Source organism: Streptomyces sp. NPDC004031 (genome assembly GCF_053604375.1).
In genome coordinates this window covers 57455-81627 of record NZ_JBSGHL010000031.1, presented here as the reverse complement: position 1 = coordinate 81627, position 24173 = coordinate 57455, and the positions used below count along the sequence as shown (strand labels likewise).

At 75.6% G+C, this 24173-nt stretch carries 23 protein-coding genes; 13 read left to right on the top strand and 10 right to left on the bottom strand.

Annotated elements, in window-relative coordinates; translation table 11 throughout:
* Positions 1 to 36: 36 nt before the first annotated feature.
* The 4 genes from ACWERV_RS20740 to ACWERV_RS20725 all read left to right on the top strand — a co-directional run bounded on the left by ACWERV_RS20740 (position 37) and on the right by ACWERV_RS20725 (position 3549).
* Entirely contained in the window at positions 37 to 795 is a 759-nt protein-coding gene (locus ACWERV_RS20740; protein ID WP_398179571.1) for a molybdopterin-dependent oxidoreductase, read from the top strand.
* Positions 792 to 1469: a cytochrome b/b6 domain-containing protein gene (locus ACWERV_RS20735; RefSeq protein ID WP_452935021.1), complete on the top strand. Its 678-nt coding sequence runs from the start codon at positions 792 to 794 to the stop codon at positions 1467 to 1469. The genes ACWERV_RS20740 and ACWERV_RS20735 overlap by 4 nt, the downstream gene beginning before the upstream one ends.
* Before the next feature lie 125 nt (positions 1470 to 1594).
* Positions 1595 to 3013: a hypothetical protein gene (locus tag ACWERV_RS20730; protein WP_452935019.1), complete on the top strand. Its 1419-nt coding sequence runs from the start codon at positions 1595 to 1597 to the stop codon at positions 3011 to 3013.
* 152 nt (positions 3014 to 3165) lie between these two features.
* Positions 3166 to 3549, top strand: a complete 384-nt coding sequence (locus tag ACWERV_RS20725; protein WP_452935016.1) for a hypothetical protein — start codon at positions 3166 to 3168, stop codon at positions 3547 to 3549.
* A gap of 42 nt (positions 3550 to 3591) precedes the next feature.
* Here the strand turns inward: ACWERV_RS20725 and ACWERV_RS20720 are convergent, their stop codons facing one another.
* The 5 genes from ACWERV_RS20720 to ACWERV_RS20700 form a co-directional block, all read right to left on the bottom strand.
* Positions 3592 to 4419, bottom strand: a complete 828-nt coding sequence (locus ACWERV_RS20720) for a DeoR/GlpR family DNA-binding transcription regulator (protein WP_398179558.1) — start codon at positions 4417 to 4419, stop codon at positions 3592 to 3594.
* A gap of 167 nt (positions 4420 to 4586) precedes the next feature.
* Positions 4587 to 6998: a right-handed parallel beta-helix repeat-containing protein gene (locus ACWERV_RS20715; protein WP_452935013.1), complete on the bottom strand. Its 2412-nt coding sequence runs from the start codon at positions 6996 to 6998 to the stop codon at positions 4587 to 4589.
* A gap of 160 nt (positions 6999 to 7158) precedes the next feature.
* Positions 7159 to 7782 (bottom strand): Rv1733c family protein, encoded by a 624-nt coding sequence (locus ACWERV_RS20710; protein WP_452935010.1) that lies wholly within the window; start codon positions 7780 to 7782, stop codon positions 7159 to 7161.
* Between the two features lie 103 nt (positions 7783 to 7885).
* On the bottom strand, positions 7886 to 8713 hold the full coding sequence (locus ACWERV_RS20705) for an MOSC domain-containing protein (protein ID WP_452935008.1): 828 nt from the start codon (positions 8711 to 8713) through the stop codon (positions 7886 to 7888).
* Between the two features lie 32 nt (positions 8714 to 8745).
* The gene (locus ACWERV_RS20700) at positions 8746 to 9384 is read right to left on the bottom strand and encodes a DUF6643 family protein (protein WP_452935005.1); all 639 of its coding nucleotides are present in this window, start codon (positions 9382 to 9384) and stop codon (positions 8746 to 8748) included.
* Between the two features lie 235 nt (positions 9385 to 9619).
* On the opposite strand from ACWERV_RS20700, the gene ACWERV_RS20695 reads away from it, so the two are divergent.
* On the top strand, positions 9620 to 10690 hold the full coding sequence (locus ACWERV_RS20695) for a hypothetical protein (RefSeq protein ID WP_452935002.1): 1071 nt from the start codon (positions 9620 to 9622) through the stop codon (positions 10688 to 10690).
* 357 nt (positions 10691 to 11047) lie between these two features.
* On the opposite strand, the gene ACWERV_RS20690 is transcribed toward ACWERV_RS20695, so the two are convergent.
* Positions 11048 to 12217: a glycosyltransferase gene (locus ACWERV_RS20690; protein ID WP_452935000.1), complete on the bottom strand. Its 1170-nt coding sequence runs from the start codon at positions 12215 to 12217 to the stop codon at positions 11048 to 11050.
* Positions 12218 to 12284: 67 nt separating this feature from the next.
* On the opposite strand from ACWERV_RS20690, the gene ACWERV_RS20685 reads away from it, so the two are divergent.
* Together ACWERV_RS20685 and ACWERV_RS20680 are read left to right on the top strand one after the other, a co-directional pair.
* Positions 12285 to 13052 carry a glutamate racemase gene (locus ACWERV_RS20685; protein WP_452934997.1) on the top strand — a complete coding sequence of 256 codons (768 nt, stop codon included), beginning with the start codon at positions 12285 to 12287 and terminating at the stop codon, positions 13050 to 13052.
* Positions 13053 to 13097: 45 nt separating this feature from the next.
* Positions 13098 to 13640: a hypothetical protein gene (locus ACWERV_RS20680; RefSeq protein WP_398179535.1), complete on the top strand. Its 543-nt coding sequence runs from the start codon at positions 13098 to 13100 to the stop codon at positions 13638 to 13640.
* 31 nt (positions 13641 to 13671) lie between these two features.
* On the opposite strand, the gene ACWERV_RS20675 is transcribed toward ACWERV_RS20680, so the two are convergent.
* Positions 13672 to 14793, bottom strand: a complete 1122-nt coding sequence (locus ACWERV_RS20675) for an O-antigen ligase family protein (protein ID WP_452934994.1) — start codon at positions 14791 to 14793, stop codon at positions 13672 to 13674.
* 191 nt (positions 14794 to 14984) lie between these two features.
* Here ACWERV_RS20675 and ACWERV_RS20670 point away from each other — a divergent pair, with 191 nt between their 5' ends.
* The 3 genes from ACWERV_RS20670 to ACWERV_RS20660 all read left to right on the top strand — a co-directional run bounded on the left by ACWERV_RS20670 (position 14985) and on the right by ACWERV_RS20660 (position 17787).
* Entirely contained in the window at positions 14985 to 15494 is a 510-nt protein-coding gene (locus ACWERV_RS20670) for an NUDIX hydrolase (RefSeq protein ID WP_398179529.1), read from the top strand.
* Positions 15495 to 15702: 208 nt separating this feature from the next.
* Positions 15703 to 17331, top strand: coding sequence for a DHA2 family efflux MFS transporter permease subunit (locus ACWERV_RS20665; RefSeq protein ID WP_452935046.1), 1629 nt, complete (start codon positions 15703 to 15705; stop codon positions 17329 to 17331).
* A gap of 180 nt (positions 17332 to 17511) precedes the next feature.
* Positions 17512 to 17787, top strand: coding sequence for a hypothetical protein (locus ACWERV_RS20660; protein ID WP_398179526.1), 276 nt, complete (start codon positions 17512 to 17514; stop codon positions 17785 to 17787).
* 55 nt (positions 17788 to 17842) lie between these two features.
* Here the strand turns inward: ACWERV_RS20660 and ACWERV_RS20655 are convergent, their stop codons facing one another.
* The 3 genes from ACWERV_RS20655 to dhaK all read right to left on the bottom strand — a co-directional run bounded on the left by ACWERV_RS20655 (position 17843) and on the right by dhaK (position 19990).
* Positions 17843 to 18247: a PTS-dependent dihydroxyacetone kinase phosphotransferase subunit DhaM gene (locus ACWERV_RS20655; protein WP_452934991.1), complete on the bottom strand. Its 405-nt coding sequence runs from the start codon at positions 18245 to 18247 to the stop codon at positions 17843 to 17845.
* Complete coding sequence (gene dhaL / locus ACWERV_RS20650; protein ID WP_398179520.1) at positions 18244 to 18906, bottom strand: dihydroxyacetone kinase subunit DhaL; 663 nt, start codon at positions 18904 to 18906, stop codon at positions 18244 to 18246. The genes ACWERV_RS20655 and dhaL overlap by 4 nt, the downstream gene beginning before the upstream one ends.
* Positions 18907 to 18997: 91 nt before the next feature.
* Positions 18998 to 19990: a dihydroxyacetone kinase subunit DhaK gene (gene dhaK / locus ACWERV_RS20645; protein WP_452934988.1), complete on the bottom strand. Its 993-nt coding sequence runs from the start codon at positions 19988 to 19990 to the stop codon at positions 18998 to 19000.
* A gap of 159 nt (positions 19991 to 20149) precedes the next feature.
* Here dhaK and ACWERV_RS20640 point away from each other — a divergent pair, with 159 nt between their 5' ends.
* The 3 genes from ACWERV_RS20640 to ACWERV_RS20630 all read left to right on the top strand — a co-directional run bounded on the left by ACWERV_RS20640 (position 20150) and on the right by ACWERV_RS20630 (position 24145).
* A complete protein-coding gene (locus ACWERV_RS20640) occupies positions 20150 to 21025 on the top strand; it encodes an oxygenase MpaB family protein (protein ID WP_452934986.1) in 876 nt (291 codons plus the stop codon).
* A 92-nt stretch (positions 21026 to 21117) separates the two neighbouring features.
* A complete protein-coding gene (locus tag ACWERV_RS20635; protein WP_452934983.1) occupies positions 21118 to 23361 on the top strand; it encodes a tetratricopeptide repeat protein in 2244 nt (747 codons plus the stop codon).
* 82 nt (positions 23362 to 23443) lie between these two features.
* Positions 23444 to 24145, top strand: a complete 702-nt coding sequence (locus ACWERV_RS20630) for an alpha/beta fold hydrolase (RefSeq protein WP_452934980.1) — start codon at positions 23444 to 23446, stop codon at positions 24143 to 24145.
* Positions 24146 to 24173 lie beyond the last annotated feature (28 nt).

The window sequence follows — 24173 nt, the reverse complement described above, 5'->3', positions numbered from 1 at the left end:
CTGGCCAGACGGCGGCCGGCGTGCTCGAATCGGTCCATGGACGACCGCACGCCGCCACCGGACACACCCCACGGCCCCGCGCCCGAGGAGGGCCGCGGCAGCCCCGTCGGGCGGCGCGTGGTGCTCGGCATGCTCGGGCTGGGCGCGGCCGGGGTCGCAGTCGGCGGCGCGGTGCAGGACCGGATCGACTCCGTGCTGGCGTCCGTCAGCGCCAAGGACCCCACCGGCGTGACCTCGCTGCTGCCCGGCGGCGGAGGTTTCCGCTTCTACTCCGTCTCCAACTCCGTGCCGCACCGCGGCGAGAGCGACTACCGCCTCACCCTCGGCGGCCTCGTCGACCACCCCGCCGAATACCGGCTCGCCGACCTGCGCGCCCTGCCGCAGACCCGGCTGGTGCGCGACGTGCAGTGCGTCACCGGCTGGCGGGTGCCGCACACCGCCTTCTCCGGGGTGAAGCTGTCCACCTTGCTGGACGCCGCCGGGGTGCGCTCGGCCGGCACGGCCGTCCGCTTCACCTGCTTCGACGGCGTCTACACCGAGAGCCTGACGCTGGAACAGGCCCGCCGCGCCGACGTGCTGGTGGCGCTGACCATGGACGACAAGCCGGTCAGCGCCGCCCACGGCGGCCCGGTCCGGCTCTACGTGGCACCGATGTACTTCTACAAGTCCGCGAAGTGGCTGTCCGGCATCACCGTCACCAAGGACGTGCGGCCCGGCTACTGGGAGCACTACGGCTACGACGTCGACGGCTGGGTGGGCAAGTCCAACGGCCGCCGCGACGACCCCACCTCATGACCGCCGCGACCCCGCCCCGCGAACCCGCCGGCGCCACCGGGCTGCGCCGCTTCACCCGCGCCGAGACCTGGGTGCACCGCTCGGTCACCTGGCTGATGGGCGTGTGCGTCGCCACCGGCGCCTGCCTCTACCTGCCGCAGCTCGCCGAGATCGTCGGCCGCCGCCGCCTCCTGGTCACCGTGCACGAGTACTCCGGCATCGCCGTGCCCGTGCCCGTACTGCTCGGCCTGGCCTCGCGCGCCTTCCGCGCCGACGCCGGGCGGCTCGGCCGCTTCTTCCCGCACGACTGGCGCTGGCTGGGCGTCGCGCTGCGCCGGCGCAGGCGCGAGCCGAGCCTCGCGGGCAAGTTCAACGCGGGCCAGAAGCTCTACGCGGCCTTCGCCACCGGGGCGCTGCTGATCATGGCCGGGACGGGGGTCGTCATGTGGTTCCCGCGGCTGGCCCCGCTGGTCTGGCGCACCGGCTCGACCTTCGTGCACGACTGGCTCGCGCTGGTCCTGGCCGCCGTCGTCACCGGGCACGTGTGGTTCGCCCTCCAGGACCCGGAGGCCCGCCGCGGCCTGCGCACCGGGTACGTACCGCGCTGGTGGGCACGCGAGGAGCACCCGCTGTGGCAGCCGCCGCAGGAGCGGGCCGCCGCGCCGCCGCCCGGCCCGCCCGCCGACGCCCCCTGATCCCCCCACGGGCCGCGCCGAACGGCCAACTCCCCGCGCTTTCGCGGCAGTTCTGTTACGTCCAGGACACCCCGCGGTCGCCCGCAGGCCACCGTCCTTTCCCGGCCCGCGCCTAGCGTCACGGCATGACGATGTCCCAGGCGTCGGCTCAGACGGCCCCGCCGGCCCAGGAGGCCCCTGACACGGAAGAGCCCGCCGCGGCGCCTGCGAGCCCGGCGGAGACCTACCGGGCGCGCCGCAGGCTGCGGCTGACCGGCGGCGGGCCGCGGCGGCTCGCCGTCCGCACCGTCACCGTCCTGGTGGCCCTGGGCGCGCTGTGCGCGGTCGCGGTCGCCGGCGCCCTGTCCGTACGGCACGCCACCGCGCGCTTCGGCAGCACCGTGACCGACCGCGCCTCGGCCGCCGCGCAACTGCGCTCCACGCTCGCCGACCTCGACGCGCAGCGCGCGGACACCCTCGCCCCGGGCCGCTCCGCGGACGACCCGGACGTGATCGTCGGCAACCAGCTCAACGCCCTGATCACCGCGCAGCGCGACCGCGCCCTGGTGAGCGACCTGCTCCGCAGGCTCGGCGGCGACCCGGGCCAGGGCACCCGGGTCGCGCAGCTGCTCGACGGACTCGGCCAGTACGACGACCTGAGCGGCCGCGCCCGCTACGTCGCCGAGCAGGAGCCCGACCAGACCGTAGGCCACCCGCCGCGCTTCGCCGTCGCCATGAACGTCTCGGCCGGAAGCATCATGCACACCCGACTGCTGCCGCTCGCCGACGACCTGTCCGCCGCCTACCAGCAGCAGGCCGACCGGCAGCGCGACGCGGCGCGGCACGCCGCCGTGCGCTGGGGCGTGGCCGTCGGGGTGCTGGGCGGGCTCGCCGTCGTACTGCTGCTGTGGTGGCAGTGGGAACTGGCCCGTGACTACCGCAGGCGCTTCAACCCCGCGCTGCTCGTCGCCACCGCCGCCACCCTCGCCGTCGCCCTGGCCGGAACCCTGGCGATGAACGCCGCCGCCGACGGCGTGGACGCCGCGAGCAGCCAGGGACTGCGGCCCTGGACCAACCTCGCCGAGGCCGGCGCCGTCGCCTCGCAGGCCGCGGCCACCGAGAGCCGCTGGTTCGTGCACGACAGCGCTTTCGGCGAGGCCGACGAGGCGCAGTTCGACAGCCTCGCCAAGCGGCTCGACGGGCTCCTGACGCCGGACGGCAACGCCACCGCCGGGGAGCGCCCCGCCTACCAGGACATGCTCGGCCGCTACGCGAACTTCCGCGCCGACGACGACAAGCTCCGCTCCCTGAAGAAGAGCGGCGACACCGAGGAGGGCGCGGTGGTGCTCACCGAGGTCGGCCGCGGCAACGTCGCCTTCGACTTCTGGGACTTCTCCACCACCCTGGAGCGGCTCGCCGACCGGCAGCTGACCGACTTCCGGCAGCACGCCGACAACGCCCACGGCTCCCTCGACGGCTGGCCCGCGGTGCCCGCCGGGGCGCTCGGCCTCGCCGCGGCCCTCGTCCTGCTCGGGATCCGCCCCAGGTTCGCCGAATACCGCTGACCTGTGGCGGAGCTCACCGCCGCCCGGGACCCACGCCGCGTACGGCATCCGGCGTGGTACAAGTGGCAGGGGAAGTATCGATTCGCCGGTGGGGGGAAAGTGTGCCGCGTGCCGCCGCCCCGGCCATGCCTGGACGAGACGAGAGCGCAGACGTGACCACCGAACCACCACCCGCGGCCGACGAGCCGTCGCTGCCCGACGAGGTGTGGGAGCAGTTCGCCAACGACTCCGAGCGCGCGATACGCGCCACCGCGCCGAAGGAGCCCTCGGCGCGGGCCCGCATCGTCGCCCGCCGGCTGCGCGATGACGACGAGAACGGCGTCACCGACGAGCCGCGCCGTCTCGGGCGCCGCCGCACCCGCCCGCACACCCCCTCGCAGCACGCCGCCGCGTGGCGGCCCGACAACCGGCCGCCGCGCCGCCCGCTCACGCCCGGCGTGCGGCGGCTGCGCGCCTTCGCCGGGATCGTGCTGGTCGTCGCGGTCGCGCTCTTCCTGCTGGCGCCCAGCAGCGCGTGGTCCTGGATCACCGGCTGAGCACCGGACGGCCCGCGGGCGGCCGGACCGGCCGCCCGCCGCTCAGCCCTCGGCGGGCTCGCCCGCCACGATGAGGTCCGACAGGTGCTCGGCGATCTCGGCCCGCAGCACCTCGGGGATGCCCGCGTCCGTCACCAGGGTGTCCACGTCCTCCAGCGCCGCGAACGAGCTGAGACCCACCGTGCCCCACTTGGTGTGGTCGGCGATCACCACGACCCGGCGGGCGGAGCGGACGAAATGCCGGTTGGTCTCGGCCTCCGCCAGGTTCGGCGTCGACAGACCCGCCTCCACCGAGATGCCGTGCACGCCGAGGAAGAGCAGGTCGAAGTGCAGGGCCTGGATCGCCCGGTCCGCCACCGGCCCGACGAGCGTCTCCGAGGGGGTGCGCACCCCGCCGGTGATCACCACCGTCGCCGACCCCTCGCCGGGCGCGGCACCGGGCCGCCGCTGGTTGTTCTGGAAGACGTCGGCGACGCGCACCGAGTTGGTCACCACCGTCAGGTCCGGCACGTCCAGCAGATGGTGCGCGAGGGCGTACGCGGTCGTACCGCCGGCCAGCGCGATCGCGCTGCCGGGCGGCACCAGGGCGGCGGCGGCCGTCGCGATGGCCTCCTTCGCGCCCAGCTCCAGGCCCGACTTCGCCTCGAAGCCCGGCTCGTGGCTGCTGGCCTCGACGACCGGCACCGCGCCGCCGTGCACCTTCTCCACCACGCCCTGCCGGGCGAGGGCGTCCAGATCCCGCCGGACGGTCATGTCCGAGACGTTGAGCCGACGCGTCAGCTCGTTGACGCGCACACCGCCGCGGCGGCGCACCTCGTCCAGGATCAGTGCCCTGCGCTGCTCGGCGAGGAGGTTCTGGTTGTCGCCCACCCGTGACCTCGTCTTCTGCGTCTTCTGCGTGCTCGGATCTTCCCGGTGCGACCGGCGGCCGCGGTGCGCCGCGGGCGCGTCCGCCCATCTTTCCACGTGGCGGCCGCCCTGCGCCCGGCGGCCGCCCTCTTCCGCCCCGCCCGGCACGCGGGCGGAGGCAGCGCGGTTCAGGGCAGCTCGGGCAGATCCTCCGGGTACAGCAGCTGGAGTTCGTCGTGGGTGGGCTCGACGACGTGCGCCAGGCGCACCGCGTGCCGCTCCACCATCGCCTCGAACGCCTGCCGCGCCGCCCGGCCGTTGCCGAACGCGGGGCCCTTGGGCAGGGCGGTGAAGTACTTCAGCAGCGCCTCGCCCGCGTCCTCGCCGAGCCGGTACTCCTGCTCCGCGGCCTGTGACTCCACGATCCGCAGCAGCTCCTCGGCGGAGTAGTCGCCGAAGGTGATCGTCCGCGAGAAACGCGACGCCACACCGGGGTTGGAGGCCAGGAAGCGCTCCATCTCCGCGGTGTACCCGGCGACGATCACGACCACCGCGTCCCGGTGGTCCTCCATCAGCTTGACCAGGGTGTCGATCGCCTCCCGGCCGAAGTCCCGGCCGCCGTCCTCGGGCGCGAGCGCATACGCCTCGTCGATGAACAGCACACCGCCGCGGGCCCGTTCGAAGGCCTCCTGGGTGCGGATCGCCGTCGAGCCGATGTGCTCGCCCACCAGGTCGACCCGGGCCACCTCGACCAGGTGACCGCGCTCCAGCACGTCGAGCGACGCCAGGATCTCGCCGTACAGCCGTGCCACGGTGGTCTTGCCCGTGCCGGGGGAGCCGGTGAAGACCAGGTGGCGGCGCGGGGAGGGCGCCTTGAGGCCGGCCTCCAGGCGGCGGCGGCCCACCGCGATCATGTCGATGAGGGTGCGCACCTCGCGCTTGACGCCGTCCAGGCCGACCAGCGCGTCCAGTTCCGCCAGCACCTCGGTGCTCTCGCGCCCGGCGGCCGGTGCGGGAGCCGCGGCCTCCGTAGGCCCGGCGGACTGCTGCGGCACCCCGCCGAGCAGCCCGTACGACTGGCCGGCCGGCTGCCGCTGGGGCACCGGCGGCACCGTGACGGGAGCCGGCTCGGGCGTCGCGGCCCGGTCGCTCGTGCAGTCCTCGGTCACCGGGCCCGGCTCGGCGAACTCGTAACCGCCGCGGGCGCAGCGCTCGGTGCGGCAGCGGGTCAGCGTGGACCGGCAGCCGTCGATGATGTGGAAGCCGTAGCCCTTGCTGCCGGTCACCTTGCAGGCGGTGAAGGTGCCGCGGCCCTCCGCGGAGACGTAGATGCCGGACTCGGTCGTGTTGGTCACCGTGCAGCGCTCCAGCGCCGGGTCCGCGCCCTTGGTGACGATCACGCCGGTCGCCGCGGAGTCGATGGTGACCTGGGAGAAGGTGCCGCCGCTGCCGTGGTCGCGGAACCACGCGCCGGTCGCCGCGTCGCGGATCCGGCAGTCGTCCAGCTGGACGTTGGCGCCGTCGCTCACCGACACCGCGGTGTTGCGGATCTGTGTGAAGTCGCTGTCCACCACGTCGGCGCGCGAACCCCGGTCCAGCACGAACAGCGCGTCCGGCACGTCGTGCACCCGGCAGTCGTCGATTATCGCCACCGCGCCGTCGCTGACCCACACCGCCGGGTAGTCGCCCGTACTGTCGTGGATCTCGCACGCGTTGGCGTCGGCCCTGGTGCCCGGGTCCCACACCGACAGGCCGTTGCGGCCGAACCGGCGGACCGTGCAGCGGGTCAGCGTGAGGACCGCGCGGGCCCGCAGGTCCACGGCGTTCTCGGGGATGTCGTGGACGTCGCAGTCGGACATCGCCAGCACCGCGTCGGAATCCAGCGAGATGCCGTCACCGGTGGTGCCGTGCACCCGGCAGTCGGTCAGCTGGCCCGAGGCGCGCTGCGAGACGTGCAGGCCCGTGCCGCGCACCTCGAAGACCTCGCAGCCGACCGCCTCCAGCGAGCTGTGCTCGCCGGTGACCGACAGGCCCGAACCCGAGACATGGTGCACCTTGCAGCGCTCCAGCCGCGGGCTGCCGCCGCTCCGCACCGCGACGCCCGACTGACCGGCCGCCACCACCTCGCAGTCCTCGAACAGCCCGCCCGCCGCGTCCAGCACGCTGATGCCGACGCCCGCCGGGTTGTCCACCGTGCACCGCCGGGCGGTCGGCCGGGCGTTGTCCCGCACCTCGACGCCGACGGCCGAGCGCGCGTTCACCCGCAGCCCCGTCAGCTCCGGCGCGCAGCCCTCGACGAGCAGCGCGGCAGCCGTGCTGTCCTGGCCCTCGACCACCAGGTCGTGCACCGCGGCGGACGCCCGCACGGTCACCGCGACGCCCGACGCGGGGGCGATCCGGACCGTGCCGGGGCCCTCCGCGCAGCGCACCGTGACCGCGTGGTCTATCACCAGATTCTCGCGGTACGTGCCCGGACCGACCGTCAGCACGTCACCGTCGGCCGCCGCCGCCAGCGCGTCGGCCATCGTGCCGTACTCGCCCGTGCGGCGACGCCACCGTGAACTGCCCGGGTTGGTGACCTGCACCACGCCATGTGCCATCGGGTTGCCCTGCCCCCACCTCTTGCGTCGGCCGACCGGGGATCAACCGTAGCGTGCGCGAAGGGGCGCTGTTGACGACGTCCCGTCAGGCGGGCGGCGCCGCCCGGCGCATCCGCCCGCGCACCGGGGCAACCCCGCGGCCGTCCCGTGCGCCGCCGCGTCAGCCACCGGCACCTGCCCGGCCCCAGTCCTGGCCGAACCGGGCCCACGCGCGATCCCAGGACTGCATCCTGCGCCGCGTCAGCCGCCACAGCAGCAACTGCCGGGCCAGCAGCACCGTGCCCGCCGCCACACCCGCGGCCGACACCCCGGCGAGCGCGGCGTGTGCGGTGGCCGTCGCGCGGTCCAGCGGCGGCGCGACCAGCCTGCCCTGGCGGTCCGTCCACAGCAGCAGCCGCCCGCCGTGCCGGACTTCGAGCCCCAGCGGCACCTTCCCGGAGCGTGCCGTGCCGTCCGGCGCCGTCCAGCGCAGCACCTCCTCGCCGGCCGGATCGACCTCCCGGCCCGCCGCCCGCCCCGCGCCGGGCGCGGTCGTGGCGCCGCGCGCCGCGGACGCGGGCACCTCGGCGGCGGTGACGAGGCTGCGCTCGGTGCGCTGGACGCGCGCGACCCGGGTCAGCGCGCGGTCCACCGACTGGCCGGCCCACCAGCCGACGAGCGGCACCGCGCACAGCAGCAGCACGGTGACCAGGCCGAGCCAGGCCTCGACGACATCAGAACGCCGCCGCAGCGGACTGCGCCGCCACCGCCAGCCGAACCTGGTGCTCCTGCTCCGACGAGCCACGGTCGGCACCCCCTTCACCCGTCCCTACCGCCCACGCATACCCGCGGGTGGCGCGGCCGACGCACGAGGGCGGCGGGATCCAGCCGGACGGGTCGCCCGTGCGTCACTCCAGAACGGTCAACGGATCCCCGACGCGCAGGGTTCCGGCGCTCTCGGGCACCAGGTTCTGTCCGAAGAGCAGGCCGGAGCCGACCTTGCGGTGCCGCGCCAGCGTCCGCAGCGGCTCCTTGCCGCGCACACCCGTCGACTGGTCGGTGGTGGTCACCACACAGCGCGAGCAGGGCTTGGCGACCCGCAGGACGACCTCGCCGATCCGCACCCGCCGCCAGCCGTCCTCGGCCCACGCGGCGGCGCCGTCGACCACCGCGTTGGGCCGGAAGCGGTTCATCGGCAGCGGACCCTCCCCGGGGCGGTCCCCGGCGGCGATCAGCGCGTTGAGGGCGTCGAGCGAGGAGGACGAGGCGAGCAGCAGCGGATAGCCGTCGGCGAGGCTCACGGTCTCGCCGGGCCGCGCGTAGGCCGGGTCGATGGGCCGCCGGACCGCGGGCTCGTCCAGGAACACCAGGCGCACCGGCTCGCCGAGATACGCCCCGAACCACGCGTCCGCCGAACGGTCGGCCGCGACCACGTCGACCTTGCCGGAGAAGAGGCGCACGCCGCGCGGTTCCGCCCCCGCGGGAGGCACGGCGACATCGAGGCCGGGCTGTCCGGGCGCGGACAGCCGCAGGCCGCCGCCGGGCAGCGGCAGGGCGGTCACCAGCGCCAGGCGTGCGTGCTCGCGCTGTGTCACGGCCGTGTCAGCGGCGTCGACCAGCATCCAGCGGCGATCCCCCGCGAGCCCCCAGGGCTCGACCACCGCCTCGCGCACGCCGACGGCACGCAGCGACTTGACCGGATGGATGTTCAGGGCGCTCAGCGTCGGCGGACTCATGACGCCATGGTGCCAGCGCTTTCCCGCGCAGGTCAGCCCTGGTAGTAACCTCCGCCGCCGTTGCCGAGGTTGCGCCGCGGGTACTGCTCCTCCGGGTGGCCGCCGGGGGCCTGGCGCGGCGGAACGGGACGCGGCGGCAGCGGGCGCGCGGCCTCGTAGCCGCCGGGCGGGGCCTGCTGCGGCATGCCGCCGCCGTAGCCGCCCGGGTGGCCGCCGGCCTGGCCGTTCATGGGCTGGCCCATCGGCCCGCCCATGGGCGCGCTGCCGGGCGGGAAGCCGCCGCCGTTGAAGCCGCCGCTGCCGTTGAAGCCGTTGTTGGTGTAGCCGCCGCGGGGCGGCTGCGCCTGCTGCGGCACGTACGGCGCGGGCTGCTGCGGGTAGCCGCCGCCCGGGTAGCCGCTCGGCGCCGGAGGCTGCGGCGGCTGGTACGAGGGCGACGACGGGCCGGCCGGGAGGGCGGGCAGCGCCGGCCGGGTGGCGGGCAGGTTGGCGCCGTAACCGGTGGGCATCCCCGAGTCGAAACCGGAATACGGCGTCGGTACGCGGATCGGGGCGATCTGCGGCGTGCCGCGCTCGGCGACGAGGCTGTCGTAGATCGGGGTGTCCGGGAAGGACGCAGACGAGGGGTAGCCGCCGTAGCCGCCACCGTACGAACCGCGGGGGGTGGTCATGAGCCATAAGTTAAGCCCACGATGTGGTCGTTGGGGAGACCGATTAGAGGGTTGTTTGACGGGTGTTTGACGGCTCCCTCGTGGCACGATGTCCCCAATACGAGCGAATCCCCGGAAACCGGTCATGGAAGAGTGCTGTGATCAGGTAAAAGGCGTGCTCTGGAAGGGCCGCCGGGGGGACGCGACGCACCGGGGGAGGACGGCAGTGCTGCTGCGCAGGGGGGAAAGCGTCCGTTTGCCGAGCGCGGAAGTCCGGTTGGAGTTCCGCCGCGGCACGGGCCAGGGCGTACCGCGGGCCGAACTGTGCGCGCTCCTGCTCGCGGACGGCGCGGTGCGCGGCCCGGCCGATCTCGTCGGCGGCGGAGCCCCCGCGCACCCCTCGGGAGCCGTCACCCACACGGGGGAGAAGAGCACGGACGGCCCCGCCGTCGACATCCTCGTGCTCGACCTGGCATCACTCGAAAGTGCGGTCACCGCGGTGCTCGTGGTGATCCGTGCGGAAGGCGGGCCCGCCGCACGGATCCCGGCCCCGCGGCTCGGCGCGCTCGCCGGGGGCAGGCCCGTGCGGTGCGAACTGCCCGGTGTCACCGGCGGACCCGCGACCGTGGTCGGCGAGTGCTACCGGGAGGGCGGGCAGTGGTGGCTGCGCGCCGTGTCCCGGACCGCGCCGCCGCTTCCCGTCCCCGCCGCCGCCGCTGCCGCCGTCCGGCGGTCGGGGGGTCGGGTGGGCCGCCGTGACGCGGGCGGTACGCGGCTCGGGCCGGGGGTGCTGCGGATCGCCTGTGACGGCGCGCTGGGCGCGGAGGGCGCGCTGGGCTCGGAGGGCTCGGAGGGCGCCGGGCGCGCGGAGTTGGGTGCGCTCTTCGAGCTCGCCGACGGCCGCAAGGGGGTGGTCCAGGCGCTCGGCGGCGCCACCGGGGCGCTGTGGCTGCCGCCGTACGTCCAGCTCGACGCGGGGGGCGGCAGGGCCGAACTGACCGTCAACCTCGACCAGGCGGTGCGTTTTCGCCGCGTGCTGGTCTTCCTCGCGCTGCGCGGCGGGACCTTCGCGGAGGCGGGCGGCACGGTGGAGGTACGGCCCGAGCACGGGCCGCCGGCGGACTTCACGCTCGGGGCGCCCGGGGGTGAGTCCGCGGTGTGCGCGCTCCTGCTGCTTACGCGGGAGCGGGTGGGGGTGGGGGAGGGCGAGGTGCTGCGGATGCGGCGCGAGGCCCGCTACCTCCCGGCCCGTCCGGGCCTCAGCCCTCAGCGCACGGTGGATTACGCGTACGGGTGGGCTCTGCGGTGGGTTCCCGCGGAGGGGTGAGCTTGCGCTTGCGCTCCGGGGTGGCCTGTTGCGGTTCGCCGCGCGATCTTCTGTCGGTGGGGGGTTGCTCGCGCCGTTCCTCGCGCCCCTTTGCGCGGCGCCGCCGCTGGTGGGTCGGGGGCCGCCACGGGGCACCTCCTCGGAATGCGCCTTCACCCTCACCAGTAGCCGGTGAGCCCCTCCCAGCGCATTCCTGCGGGGGCACCCCGCACCGTCCCCCTCCAGGCCGGTCCGGCGGCCGCCTGCCGGTGGGGGTGAGGGTTCTCGTTTTTAGGGGCGCGGGGAACTGCGCGACCAGCCACGACGGCGGGACGATCGCGACGACCACCGCAACAGGGCACCCCGAGGCGTGAAGGGCTACGTGGGGTCAGGGCGGGAATAGGTGCGGCCTTTCCAGGCCGCTCCGCGGCCGCGGTAGTGCTGGATCGCGGAGTCGACGGTCATGAGGAGGTAGAGCGCCGCGGTCCAGGGGAGGGTGAGGGCCAGCCACAGGGGCTGGGCGTAGTAGCGGAGCATCGGCAGGTACGTGAGGGTCATGACGGTCCACGCGGCGGCGCCCGCCGCGCACAGGGGCCAGGTGGCGGTGGCGGCGCCGCCGATCGCCGCGGCGGGCGGGACGAGGTAGATGAGGGCGAGCCCGAGGACGGTGCCGGCGAGGACCAGGGGGTTGTGCCGGAGCTGGGCGTAGGCGCTGCGGGCGACCATCCGCCACAGTTCGCCGAGGTGCGGGTAGGGGCGGACGCTGTCGACGCGTTCGGCCAGGCCGAGCCAGATCCGTCCGCCGGAGCGCTTGACCGCGCGGGCGAGGGCGACGTCGTCGATCACGGACTGCCGGATGCTGTCCGGCACTCCCGCCGCGTCCACGGCGGAGGCGCGGATCAGGACGCAGCCGCCCGCGGCCGCCGCGGTGCGGGAGCGGTGCCGGTTGATCCAGCGGAAGGGGTAGAGCTGCGCGAAGAAGTACACGAACGCCGGCACGATCAGCCGCTCCCAGCCGGTCTCGACGCGCAGCCGGGCCATCAGGGACACCATGTCGAGGTCCGCGCCGGTGGCGGCCGCGGCGAGTGCGCGCAGGCTGTCCGGGCGGTGTGCGATGTCGGCGTCGGTGAGCAGCAGGTAGTCCGCGCCGGTGCGCTCGCGGGCGAGGGCGACGCCGTGCCGTACGGCCCACAGCTTGCCGGTCCAGCCGGCGGGCGGCTCGCCGGGGGAGGTGACGGTGAGGGGCAGGCCGCCGTGCCGGGCGGCGAGCTGCCGGGCGAGGTCCCCGGTGCCGTCGGTGCTGCCGTCGTCGACGAGGAAGACCTCGGCGCGTCCGGGGTAGTCCTGGGCCAGCAGGGACGGCAGGCTCGTCCCGAGCACCTCCGCCTCGTCGCGCGCGGGCACCACGACGGCGACCGCGGGCCACCGCTCGGGTTCGGTGTCCGCGCGCGGCAGCCGGACGTCCGTGCGCCAGAAGAGCCCCTGTCCGAGCAGCAGCCACACCCATACGAGCAGGGACAGCCCTGCGATCACTGTCGTCACCGTCACCCGCGCAGTCTGCCGCACCGCGGGTGCCGCCCGGCGGTGCGGTCCCGGCGGCGCCTATTGTGAAGGCGTGAAGATCGCACTCGTGGACTCCGGGATCGGACTGCTGGCCGCTGCCGCGGCCGTACGGGCCCTGCGGCCGGACGCCGATCTGGTGCTGTCGTGCGACCCGGCGGGGATGCCCTGGGGGCCGCGGACCGCGCAGGACGTCAGCGACCGGGCGCTGCGCTGCGCGCTGGACGCCGCCGAGCGCGGTCCGGACGCGCTGATCGTCGCCTGCAACACCGCGTCCGTGCACGCGCTGGCCGCGGTGCGGGCGGCGCTGGAGCCGGGCCTGCCGGTGGTGGGGACGGTGCCCGCGATCAAGCCCGCGGCGGCGGGCGGCGGCGCTGTCGCCGTCTGGGCGACTCCGGCGACCACGGGCAGTGCCTACCAGCGCGAGCTGATCGCCGAGTTCGGCGGCGCCGCCGAGGTGACCGAGGTGCCCTGCCCGGGTCTGGCCGCCGCCGTGGAGGCGGGTGACGCCGTGGCGGTACGGGCGGCGGTGGCCGCCGCCGCGGCGCTGACCCCGGCGGGGGTGCGGGCGGTCGTGCTGGGCTGCACGCACTACGAGCTGGTCGCCGACCGGATCGCGGCGGCCGTGCCCGGCGCCGAGCTGTTCGGCTCGGCGGGGGCGGTGGCGGCGCAGGCGCTGCGCCGGATCGCCGCCGCGGGGGGCGTGCCGGAGGGCGGCGGCGGCCTGGAGGTGCTGCTCAACGGGGTGAGCGCGCCGCTCCAGGAAACCGCGGCGGCCTACCCGCAGGGCGCGGTGCTCGCCGTGACACCCGCCACGGCTTGACGTGCCGGGGCTGCCCGAATCGTGCCGGGTGAGTACGCTTCGAGCATGACGCACGCTCCTCGCTCGGAGTCCGTCGCGCCTCAGGTGTGGACGGGCCGCGCCAGCAACCGCATGCAGTGGGTCCTCGCCGTCGTGGGTGCCGCCTGCCTCGCACTCGGCATCGAGCTGGCCGTCGACCAGCCGGCCACGACCGATCTCGTACCCCTGGTGATGTCCGTCGTCGGCTGCCTGGCCGCCGGACTGCTGATCCTCTTCGGCACGGTCGCCTTCACGCATGTGAAGGTGCAGGTGGACCGCGAGTGCGTGGAGGTGCGCTGCGGGCACATCGGGCTGCCGCGCCGCCGGATCCCGCTCGCGGACGTCAGTGGCGCCCGGCTGGCCCCGCTGATCAGCCCACGCAGCTGGGGCGGCTGGGGCTACCGGTGGCGCCCGGAGAAGGGCACGGCGGTGATCGTCCGGCGCGGCCCCGGCATCGTCATCGACCTCGGCGGCGACCGCCGCTTCACGGTGACGGTCGACGACCCCGAGGGCGCGGTACAGGCCATCGCCGCGTGGCTGCGGCTGCGCGCCCCGCTGGCCAGCCCCTGACGGCTTGACCTCGCTCCGTCACCCGTACGGCTCAGTCCGGCGGCGGGAGCTGTTCGGCCGCGAGCGGGCGGGCCGTCGCCAGACCGGCGAGGAAACCGGCGCCCGCGGTGACGACGGCGTAGCTGAGCACATGGTCGACGGCCGCGAGCATGGCCAGGCCGGTGAGCGTGGCGGCGGCGGTCAGGACGACGGGGGTGGGACGCGGTGAGCGCCACAGCGCCGTGAGCAGCCATCCGAAGGAGACGGCCAGCAGCACCACCCCCGGAACGCCCTGCTCGGCGGCGAGCTGGAGCGGCGCGGACTGCGGCGAGGCGGAGGACGGCCCCTCGGCGAGTGTCACCTCGGGATACGTGTCGGCTCCGGGGGTGTCGGCGGGGATCGCGGCGGCGAAGCGTTCCGGGCCCACCCCGCGCAGCGGATGGTCCTCGGCGAGGGTGACGGCCCGGTGCCACAGCTCCACCCGCGGCTGGGTGAGCTGGCCGGTGAGCGACGCCGACAGGCCCGCGGGCAGCGCGTCCACCGCGACCGCGCAGGTCGTGCCCACCGCGAGGGCGGCGGCCAGGGCCAGCGCGGCCAGCGCGGGGAGCCTGCGGCGGAGCCGGGCGGCGGCCAGCGAGCACAGCACGACGGCCACGCCCGCCGCGAACCCGGCGGCCGAGCCCAGGGCCAGCGCGGCGGCTGCGGCGCCGAGCCCCGCCGCGCGCAGCGCCGCCCGCCGCAGCCTGCCGCGTACCGTCCAGGCGGCGCAGCACGCGGCGCCGGTGGCCAGCACCAGCAGCGCCGCGTCGGCGTTCGGGTAGCCGAGCGGCGGCGCCTCGGGGCGGGCGGTCGGCCGGCCGTCCGGGGCGAGGACCAGGGCCAGGACGGTGAGGGCGGCGGCGGTGGGCGCGAGTGTGGGCAGCAGCGCCCCCAGGATGCGGCCGAGCGCGTAACCGGCGGTGACGGCGAGGACCGCGAGCAGCGTGCCCTCCGGCCGGGCGGGGCGTCCCGCGGCGGCGACCAGTGCCCAGACCGAGGCGCAGCCGAGCACCGCGATCCCGGCCGCGTCGGTGAGGCCGCTGCCCCGGCGGCGCCCCCCGGCGTGCCCGTCCGGACCGTGCGGCGCGCGGCGCGCGCGTGCGGCGCCCGGCGGTTCGCCGGCCGTCGTGTCCATGCCCCCCGATACCCCCTGACCCACGGGGGCGCGACGGACTGCCGTCGGGCCCCCGTTCCCCGTGCGGGCGCTCTGTCCGGGTCACGGTAACGGCTGGGCGGGCCGCGGGGGACGGTTGCGCGGCAAGCTTGTCGTCCTTGGGATACGTGGTGCGGATGTGGTGTTCACCTGGTATCTCGTAGGCTCGGGCCATGGCGACTCCGCAATTCATCCTGGACATCCGTGCCAAGGCGGGCGACACGCTGCTCTTCCTGCCGGGCGTGGTGATGGTGGTGTTCGACGACCGCGGGAGGGTCCTGCTGAACCGGCGGACCGACACCGGCAGGTGGGCGCTGCTCAGCGGCATCCCCGACCCCGGTGAGCAGCCCGCGGAGGCGGCCGTGCGGGAGGTCGAGGAGGAGACCGGCGTCCTGGCGATCGTGGAGCGGGTGCTGAGCGTCTTCACCAACGAACCGGTGGTCTACCCCAACGGCGACCACGCGCAGTACATCGACATCGTGCTGCGCTGCCGCGCGGTCGGCGGGCAGGCGCGGGTCAACGACGACGAGTCGCTGGACGTGCGCTGGTTCGCGGTGGACGAACTGCCCGAGCTCGGCCCGACCGCCCGCGGCCGTATCGAACTGGCGCTGCGCGACGACCCCACGTGGTTCGCCCCCGCCGCGCCCCCCGGCGGCGCCGACCGCGGTTTCCCGGCGCCCTGAGCGACGGCCCCCGAACAGCACCCCGCCTCGCCGCGATGTCACATCGCGCCGTGCGGCGCCCCTCTGACCGGCAGGAGCCGGGAGGGCGCGCCGAGCGCACCGGCTCGTCCGCGTAAGCGCCCTCCGCCCCGCACGGGACGGAGGGCGTTTACGACCACGAGGCCGCGAGCGCGCGCACGCCCGCGGCGAGGAGGGAAAAGTGAGATCAATGCGGGGCAACCCGTGGGCGGTCCTTTCCGTGCTGTCCGTCGGGTTCTTCATGACGCTGCTCGACCTGACCATCGTCAACATCGCCATTCCCGACATGGTGGGCCGGCTGGGCGCCTCTCTCGACCAGATCCTGTGGATCACCAACGCCTACACGCTCGCGCTCGCCGTGCTGCTGATCACCGCGGGCCGGCTGGGCGACCTGAACGGCAAGAAGAACCTCTTCATCGGCGGCGTCGCGCTGTTCACCGTGGCCAGCCTCGCGTGCGGGCTGGCGCAGGACCCGAGCCAGCTGATCACCTTCCGCGCGGTGCAGGGCGTGGGCGCGGCGATGCTGCTGCCGCAGACGCTCTCGCTCATCGTGGACGTCTTCCCGCCCGGCAAGCGCGGCGCCGCGCTCGGGGTGTGGGGCGTCGTCGCCGGGGTGTCGGGCGCGGCGGGGCCGACGGTGGGCGGCCTGCTGGTCACCCGGCTGGACTGGCGTTGGATCTTCTTCGTCAACGTCCCGCTCGGCGTGCTGTGCGTCATCGGCGCGCTGGTGTGGTTCCCGGCGCCGGCGCGCACCGTGCGGCACCGCTTCGACGTGCCCGGCACGCTGCTGTCGACGCTCGCGCTGTTCCTGCTGACGTTCGGCCTGACCGAGGGCCAGCGCTACGACTGGAACGGCTGGATCGTCGCCTGCCTGGCCGCCTCCGGGGTGGTGGGGGCGGGCTTCCTGCTGCACCAGCGCGGCCGCCAGGACGGTGAACCGCTGGTGCCCTTCGCGCTCTTCCGGGACCGCAACTTCACGCTCATGAACGTCGTCGGCGTCGCCATCTCCTTCGGCATCGTCGGCCTCTTCCTGCCGCTCACCGTCTACCTCCAGTCGGTCCTGGGCTACAGCGCGCTCAAGGCCGGGGTGGTGCTGCTGCCGCTGTCGGTCGGCACCTTCGTGACCGCCGGGCCCGCCTCGGTGCTCGCCGACAAGCTGGGCGCCAAGTACATCCTGCTGGCCGGGCTGCTGCTGTTCGGCGGGGGCCTGGCGTGGATCGCGCTCGCCGCGGATGCGGGCGGCAGCTGGAAGGGCGTCGTGACGCCGCTGTTCCTGATGGGCCTGGGCACCGGGTGCACCTTCTCGCCGATGGCGGGCGAGGCGATGCGCAATGTGCCGCCGCAGCTGACCGGCGCCGCCTCGGGCGTCAACAACGCACTGCGGCAGATGGGTTCGGTGCTCGCCGGGGCCGTCGTCGGGGCGGTGCTCCAGGGGCGGTTCGCGGCCGGGCTGAAGGACCAGGCCGCGCGGCACGCGGGTGAGGTGCCGGCCGCCTACCGCACCGCCTTCGTGCACGGCTTCGACGCGTCCGGGCGGCGGCTGGACGTCGCGGCCGGGACGGCGGGGCCGGCGCTGCCGAAGGACGTCCCGGCGGGCACCGCCGCGCGGGTCCGGGAGGTGGCGGGCACGGTCTTCGGGCACGGCTTCGTCGACGCCATGGGGCCGACGCTGCTGGTCTCCGTCGGCGTGCTCGCGGTGGGCGCGCTGAGCTGCCTGTTCGTCAAGCCGCACGCGGGCGCGTCGGGCAACCCGCACGGGCTGCCGATGACGGAGGAGGAGATCGCGGCGGCGCGGACGGGGGCGGCCGCCGCCGGATGAGGCGGGGGAGGGCGGGGTGACGGCACGGTGGCGGACGCGGTCCTGACGGGGTGTCGCAGACGCGGTCACGCGGTCGTACAAACATTCGTCATATAGCGTCTGGCCAGCGGACTTTGTCAGTGGTCGGCGGTAAAATGGACAGTGTTCGAGAGGTTCGGCCGACGCCGCAGGAGGTTGCCGATGCCCGCTGCCGTACTGTCCCCGCCGAAGGGCCCGCTGAGGAGTCCGCTGCCGAAGCGGGCACTGCCCGCCGGCCGTCCGCGTGCGTGGTACATCGCGCACAACCGGCGGCTGAAGTCCATGCGCCTGGTGATCGCCCTGCTCGACGCGGGCGTGTACGAACCGGCCCAGGCCGGGAACGGGCGGATACGCGACGCCGCCGAGCGGATCGGTGTCCACGAGCCGTCCGACACCACCTGCCGCATGGTCCGCACGCTGCTGGTCTACGGGCGCTGAGCCGTCCGCGGCCCCCCTCCCCGCACGACGGGGGGAGGGGCCGCGGGTCCGCCGCTCAGACCTTGCGGTAGGCGTACGCGTCCGCGGCGGCCGCCGCCACGGCGTCCAGGTCGGCGCCGGTCGAGGCGGTGACCACGGCGGCGACCGCGCCCTCCAGGAAGGGGGCGTCCACCAGCCGCGTCCCCGCGGGCAGCTCCTCGTCCGCGAGCAGCGCTTTGACGGTGAGCACCGCGCTGCCCAGGTCGGCGAGCACCGCCACCCCCGCGCCCTGGTCCACCGAGGCCGCCGCGGCCGCTATCAGATCGGAGCTGGTGCCGAAGCCGCCGTCCGGGGCGCCGCCCGCGGGGGCGACGGGCACGGTGGTGCCCGCCCCGCTGAGTCCTGCGGCCAGGTCGGCGACCGCCTGGGCGGCCTGCGCGCTGTGCGAGACCAGCACTATGCCGACGAGCGGGGTGCTCATGCGTCCTCCCGTGCTGCCTCGGTGAAGGCCTCGACGAGCAGCGCCGAGGATGTCGCGCCCGGATCCTGGTGGCCGACGCTGCGCTCGCCCAGGTAGCTGGCCCGGCCCTTGCGGGCCCGCATCGGCGTGGTCGCCGTCGCCCCCGCCCCGGCGGCCTCCGCCGCCGCGGCGAACGCCCCGGCCGTGTCCTGGCCCGCGTCCAGCGCGCCGCCGAGCGCGTCGACGGCCGGCAGCAGCGCGTCCAGCATCGTCTTGTCGCCCGGCACCGCGCCGCCGAGCTGCGCGACCCCGTCCACCCCGGCGCGCAGCGCGTCCCGCAGCCGCGCCACGGACACCGCCGGCTCCTCGCCCAGCTCCTTGCCGGCCCGGCGCAGCAGCGTCCCGTACAGCGGGCCGGAAGCGCCGCCGACGGTGCTGATCAGCGTGCGGCCCACCAGCACCAGCACGGCGCCCGGGGTCTGCGGCGCCTCCTGCTCGACCGCGGTCCGCGCGGCCAGGAAGCCGCGCCGCATGTTCGCGCCGTGGTCGGCGTCGCCGATGGGGGAGTCCAGCTCGGTCAGCCGCGCGGCCTCGCGTTCGACGGCGGCGGTCGCCGCCGCGAGCCAGCGGCGGGCGAACGCCGCGTCGACCGGCGCCTCGGGATCGGGGGTTGCGTTCATCGGGGTCGCGCGGTCCTTTCGCCGGTGGTGCGGGAGGAGGTGCGGGGGTACGTGCCGGGTGGCGGGCGCCGGGTCCGGGGCGGGTCCGGGGTCAGCAGCCCCAGCGCAGGCCCGGGGTGGCGACCGGGGCGTCGTACAGCCGCAGCAGCTCCTCGTCGGCCCGGCATATCGTCACCGAGGCGCCCGCCATGTCGAGGGACGTCACATAGTTGCCGACCAGGGTGCGGGCGACCGGGACCTTGCGCTCGGCCAGCGCGCGCTGCACCTCGGCGTTGAAGCCGTACAGCTCCAGCAGCGGGGTGCCGCCCATCCCGTTGACCAGCAGCAGCACCGGGCCGTCCGGCTGGAGGTCGGACACCACCGCGTCCACGGCGGCGTCGGCGATCTCCCCCGAGGTCATCATCGCGCGCCGCTCGCGGCCCGGCTCGCCGTGGATGCCGACGCCCAGCTCCAGCTCGCCGTCGGGCAGGTCGAAGGTCGGGCCGCCCTTGGCCGGGGTGCTGCACGCGGTGAGCGCCACACCGAAGGACCGCGAGGCGGCGTTGACCTGCCGGGCCAGCGAGGCGACCCGGTCCAGCGGCGCGCCCTCCTCGGCGGCGGCGCCCGCGATCTTCTCGACGAAGAGCGTCGCGCCCGTGCCGCGCCGCCCGGCGGTGTACGTGCTGTCCGTCACCGCCACGTCGTCGTCGATCAGCACGGTGGCGACCTGCACGCCCTCGTCCTCGGCCAGCTCGGCGGCCATCTGGAAGTTCAGCACGTCACCGGTGTAGTTCTTCACGATGAAGAGCACCCCGGCGCCGCTGTCGACGGCCGCCGCGGCGCGCACCATCTGGTCCGGCACCGGGGAGGTGAAGACCTCGCCCGGACAGGCCGCGTCCAGCATGCCGCGGCCGACGAAGCCGCCGTGCAGCGGCTCGTGCCCCGACCCGCCGCCGGAGACCAGGCCGACCTTGCCCTCGTAGGGCGCGCCACGCCGTACGATCACCCGCTTCTCCACGTCCACGGTCAGCTCGGGATGCGCGGCGGCGATACCCCGCAGCGCATCGGCGACCACGTTCTCGGCGACGTTGATCAGCATCTTCATCGGCTACTCCGTCCGCACGGGCCACGGGATCTCCAGCCTACGGTTCCACCGCCCGCAGGGCACCACGTACGGCAAGGCCCAGGGGTGCTGCGGTACCCTGCCGGCCCCCTCCCCGGCGGCCCGCGGCCACGGTTACGGTGGGCGGTGAAGGAGGCCGTCATGAGCGACACCGACCCCGGACTCTTCGGGCCCGACTCGGTGACCTGGCAGCTGCACGCCGACCCGGTCATGTGGGTGGCCGGCATCCGGGCGCTCTACCTCCAGGCACTGCACCCGCGGGCCGTCCGCGGGGTCGTGCAGAATTCCGACGTCCGGCACGACTCGTGGGGGCGGCTGCTGCGCACCGCGTCCTTCGTCGGCGAGATCACCTACGGCACCGCGCCCGCCGCCGAGCGCGCCGGCGCCCGCATCCGCGGCATCCACCGCAGGCTCTCGGCGGCCGACCCGCAGACGGGTGAGCGCTACGGTGTCGACGACCCCGAGCTGCTGCTGTGGGTGCACTGCGCCGAGATCGACTCCTACCTGGGCGTCGCCCGCCGCTCCGGCTACCCGCTCACCGCCGCCCAGGCCGACGCGTACGTGGCCGAGCAGCGCACCGCCGCCCGCCTCGTCGGCCTCGACCCCGCCGGGGTGCCCGCGAGCACCGCGGAGCTGGCCGGATACTTCGACACCGTGCGGCCGCGGCTCGCCGCCACGCCGGAATCCGGTGACATCGCCGGCTTCCTCGCCGCCCCGCCCGTGCCCTGGCCGCTGCTGCCGCTGCGCCTGGCGGTGTGGCGCGCGGTCTCCGGCACCGCCTACGCCGCGCTGCCGCGCTGGGCGCAGGAGCTGTACGGGCGGCCAGGACCCGGGCAGGCCGCCGCCGACCGGCGGCTGCGCGCCGCGGGCCGGCTGCTGCGGGCCGTCCCCGCGCGGCTGCGCTGGCAGCTGCCGCCGGGCCACATCCTGCGGGCCGTCGACCGGCTCGGACCCGGCACCCGCCCCTCCGTCCGCAGGCTGCCGGCCGCTCCGGGCGGGGGCACCGGTGGGCCTTGAGCGGATATGCCCTGATGCGAGGTGACGTGTTCGGCGCGGCCCGGCCATACTGAGTGCGGGGAAGCACCGAGGACCACGGGGGCGGGTACGCGATGGCGGCGGGACATCACGGGGACCACCACGGGCACGGCGGCACGGCGGAGCAGGCCGCCGTCATCCAGGGGCGCTACCGGCTGCACGAGCTGATCGGGCGCGGCGGCATGGGCGAGGTGTGGCTCGCGCTCGACGAGTCGCTGGGCCGCAAGGTCGCCGTGAAGTGCCTCAAACCCGCAGGCCAGGCCAGGGACGCCGGATTCACCCGGATCCTCCAGGAGCGCTTCCGCCGGGAGGCGCGGGTCGCCGCGGCCCTCCAGCACCGCGGGATCACCGTCGTCCACGACTTCGGCGAGCACGACGGCCTGCTCTTCCTGGTGATGGAACTGCTCGACGGGCGCAACCTGCTCCAGGTCCTCGACGACGCCCAGCGGCACCCGCTGCCGGTCCCCGACGTCATCGACATCGCCGAGCAGGTCGCCGACGCGCTCGCGTACACCCACTCGCAGGGCATCGTCCACCGGGACCTGAAACCGGCCAACATCATGCGGCTCGCCGACGGCGGCGTGAAGATCTGCGACTTCGGCATCGCCCGGCTCGGCCACGACATCGGCTTCACCTCCCGCCTCACCGGCACCGGCGTGGCCATGGGCACCCCGCACTACATGTCGCCCGAGCAGATCGGCGCCTCCGGCGAGGTCGACCACCGCAGCGACCTGTACTCGCTGGGCTGCGTGCTCTACGAACTGGCCACCGGCGCACCCCCGTTCGACCTCGGCGACACCTGGGCGATCCTGGTCGGCCACCGCGACACCGTCCCCGACCCGCCGCGCGCCCGCCGCCCCGAACTGCCCGCCGAACTCGACCGGCTCATCCTCGACCTGCTCGCCAAGGCCCCCGACGACCGGCCGCAGGACGCCGCCGACGTCTGCGGCCGGCTCAAGGCACTGCGCGGCGGCGGCCTCCCGCACCCCGCGCAGCCCGCCGTGTCCGGCGCCGCCCCACCCGCCGCCGGACTGCCCGGCTGGGCGCAGCACCTGACCACCGGCACCGCCGCCTTCCCCGCCGGGCCCGCGCCCGCCGCGCACCACGAGCTGACCGGCGCGTGGTCCACCCGCGGGGTACGCCCGCCGCTGCCCGGCCCGCCGCCCGGCCCCGCCGGAGTGCAGGCGGAACTGGCCGGACGGCACGCCGAGGCCATCGACCTCGCCCGAGCCGGCAAGTGGCGGCAGGCCCACGACCTGCACACCGCGGTCGCCGCCGCCCGCGAGAGCACCCTCGGCGCCGAACACCCCGACACCCTCGGCAGCCGCTACGAGACGGCCTACTGCCTCACCGGCCTCGGCCGCACCGAAGAGGCACTGCGGCTGTACGCCCACGTCGGCGAGGCCCGCGCCCGCGTCCTCGGGCCCGACCACCACGACACGCTCGCCGCGCGCCACGAGGCCGCGTACGCGCTCGGGGTGCTCGGCCGCCACGAGGAGGCGCACCGCGAGTACGCCGACGTGCTCGCCGCCCGGCTGCGCGCGTCCGGCCCGGACGACCCCGACACCCTGCAGTGCCGGCACAACCTGGCCTACAACCTCGGGTGCCTCGGCCGCACCGAGGAGGCGCACACGCTGGCCGCCGAGGTGGCCGAGGCGCGCACCCGGGTGCTCGGCGCGGACCACCCGCACACGCTGATAACGCTCTTCGAGGTCGGCCACATGCTCGGCAAGGCCCGCCGCTGGCCCGAGGCGCTCGACGTCTACGGGGACGTCGCCGCCGCGCGCGGCCGCGTCCTCGGCCCCGACCACCCCGACACGCTCGCCGCCCGCTACGAGACCGGTATCTGCCTCGGGCGGCTCGGCCGCAGCGCGGAGGCCCGGACCCTCTACGAATCCCTCGTCGAGGCCCGGACCAGGACCGCGGGCTCCACCGACCCCGAGACGCTGCGGGCCCGGCACGCGCTCGGCGTCAACCTCGGCCGGCTCGGCGACTGGGAGCGCGCACTCGTCGAGGCCCGCGACGTCGCCGCCGTCCGCGCCCGGGTCCTGGGGCCCTTCCACCCCGACACGCTGGTCAGCAAACGGGAGATCGCCGTCGCCCTGGGCTGGCTCGGCCGCTGGGCCAGCGCGCTCGCCGTCTACCACGAGGTGGCCGACGCCCGCGAGCAGGTGCTCGGCGCCGGCCACCCCGACACCCTCGCCAGCCGCAGCGACGAGGCACAGTGCCTGCGCCGCCTCGGCCGCACCGCGGAGGCGCAGGCCCTCTACGAGCGCGTCGCCGCACGGCGCAACGACCCGCCGCCGCCCGCCGGCTGAGCCCGTGGCGCCGCCCGGCGGAGGGTTGTGCCCGCCGCGAACGGGGCGGCCGTACGCGCCGGACCACGACTAGGGTCCGGGCATGAACGCCATGCGCACCTTCCGCTCCGGCGGTATCCGGCTCGCCTACGAGCAGGCCGGTCCCGCGGACGGCCCCCCGCTGCTGCTCCTGCACGCCCTCGGCGAGAACCGCGGCTCCTGGGCCGCGGTCGCCGCCGCCCTCGCCGCGGACGGCTGGCGCACCACCGCGCTCGACCTGCGCGGCCACGGCGACAGCGACCACGCCGACGACTACACGTTCGAGGCGATGCGGGACGACGTGTTCGCGCTGCTGGACGAGCTGAGCATCGACGAGGTCACCGTCATCGGACACTCCGTCGGCACGATCGTCGCCTCGCTCGTCGCCATGGACCGCCCCGCCGCCGTCCGCCGCATGGTCCTGGAGGACGGCCCGCTGCCCTTCCCCGCCGACCCGCCCCGCCCGGTGCCGGACGGACCGGGCCCCGGGCTCGACGGCGACTTCGACTGGCGGGTCGTCGCCGAGGTCGCCCGCCAGCGCAACGCGCCTCCGGCGCGGCACCGGGAGGGGCTCGCGCGCATCACCGCGCCCACGCTCGTCGTCGCGGGCGGCGAGCGCAGCCCCATCCCCCAGGACCTGCTGGCCGACGTCGCCGCCCGCATCCCCGGCGCCCGCCTCACCACGATCCCCGTGGGCCACATGATCCACGACTACGCCCCCACGGATTTCCTCGCGGTGACCCGAGCGTTTCTCTCCGAGGGATGAGCCGCGGTTACGCCCCGGGGTGCCTCTC

Excerpts from the sequence above, each read along its gene's own strand:
- ACWERV_RS20740 (WP_398179571.1), top strand. The coding sequence starts at position 37 with ATGGACGACCGCACGCCGCCACCGGACACACCCCACGGCCCCGCGCCC.
- ACWERV_RS20735 (WP_452935021.1), top strand. The coding sequence starts at position 792 with ATGACCGCCGCGACCCCGCCCCGCGAACCCGCCGGCGCCACCGGGCTG.
- ACWERV_RS20730 (WP_452935019.1), top strand. The coding sequence starts at position 1,595 with ATGACGATGTCCCAGGCGTCGGCTCAGACGGCCCCGCCGGCCCAGGAG.
- ACWERV_RS20715 (WP_452935013.1), bottom strand. The coding sequence starts at position 6,998 with ATGGCACATGGCGTGGTGCAGGTCACCAACCCGGGCAGTTCACGGTGG.
- ACWERV_RS20705 (WP_452935008.1), bottom strand. The coding sequence starts at position 8,713 with ATGAGTCCGCCGACGCTGAGCGCCCTGAACATCCATCCGGTCAAGTCG.
- ACWERV_RS20700 (WP_452935005.1), bottom strand. The coding sequence starts at position 9,384 with ATGACCACCCCCCGCGGTTCGTACGGTGGCGGCTACGGCGGCTACCCC.
- ACWERV_RS20680 (WP_398179535.1), top strand. The coding sequence starts at position 13,098 with ATGACGCACGCTCCTCGCTCGGAGTCCGTCGCGCCTCAGGTGTGGACG.
- ACWERV_RS20675 (WP_452934994.1), bottom strand. The coding sequence starts at position 14,793 with ATGGACACGACGGCCGGCGAACCGCCGGGCGCCGCACGCGCGCGCCGC.
- ACWERV_RS20670 (WP_398179529.1), top strand. The coding sequence starts at position 14,985 with ATGGCGACTCCGCAATTCATCCTGGACATCCGTGCCAAGGCGGGCGAC.
- ACWERV_RS20665 (WP_452935046.1), top strand. The coding sequence starts at position 15,703 with ATGCGGGGCAACCCGTGGGCGGTCCTTTCCGTGCTGTCCGTCGGGTTC.
- ACWERV_RS20660 (WP_398179526.1), top strand. The coding sequence starts at position 17,512 with ATGCCCGCTGCCGTACTGTCCCCGCCGAAGGGCCCGCTGAGGAGTCCG.
- ACWERV_RS20655 (WP_452934991.1), bottom strand. The coding sequence starts at position 18,247 with ATGAGCACCCCGCTCGTCGGCATAGTGCTGGTCTCGCACAGCGCGCAG.
- dhaL (WP_398179520.1), bottom strand. The coding sequence starts at position 18,906 with ATGAACGCAACCCCCGATCCCGAGGCGCCGGTCGACGCGGCGTTCGCC.
- dhaK (WP_452934988.1), bottom strand. The coding sequence starts at position 19,990 with ATGAAGATGCTGATCAACGTCGCCGAGAACGTGGTCGCCGATGCGCTG.
- ACWERV_RS20640 (WP_452934986.1), top strand. The coding sequence starts at position 20,150 with ATGAGCGACACCGACCCCGGACTCTTCGGGCCCGACTCGGTGACCTGG.
- ACWERV_RS20635 (WP_452934983.1), top strand. The coding sequence starts at position 21,118 with ATGGCGGCGGGACATCACGGGGACCACCACGGGCACGGCGGCACGGCG.
- ACWERV_RS20630 (WP_452934980.1), top strand. The coding sequence starts at position 23,444 with ATGAACGCCATGCGCACCTTCCGCTCCGGCGGTATCCGGCTCGCCTAC.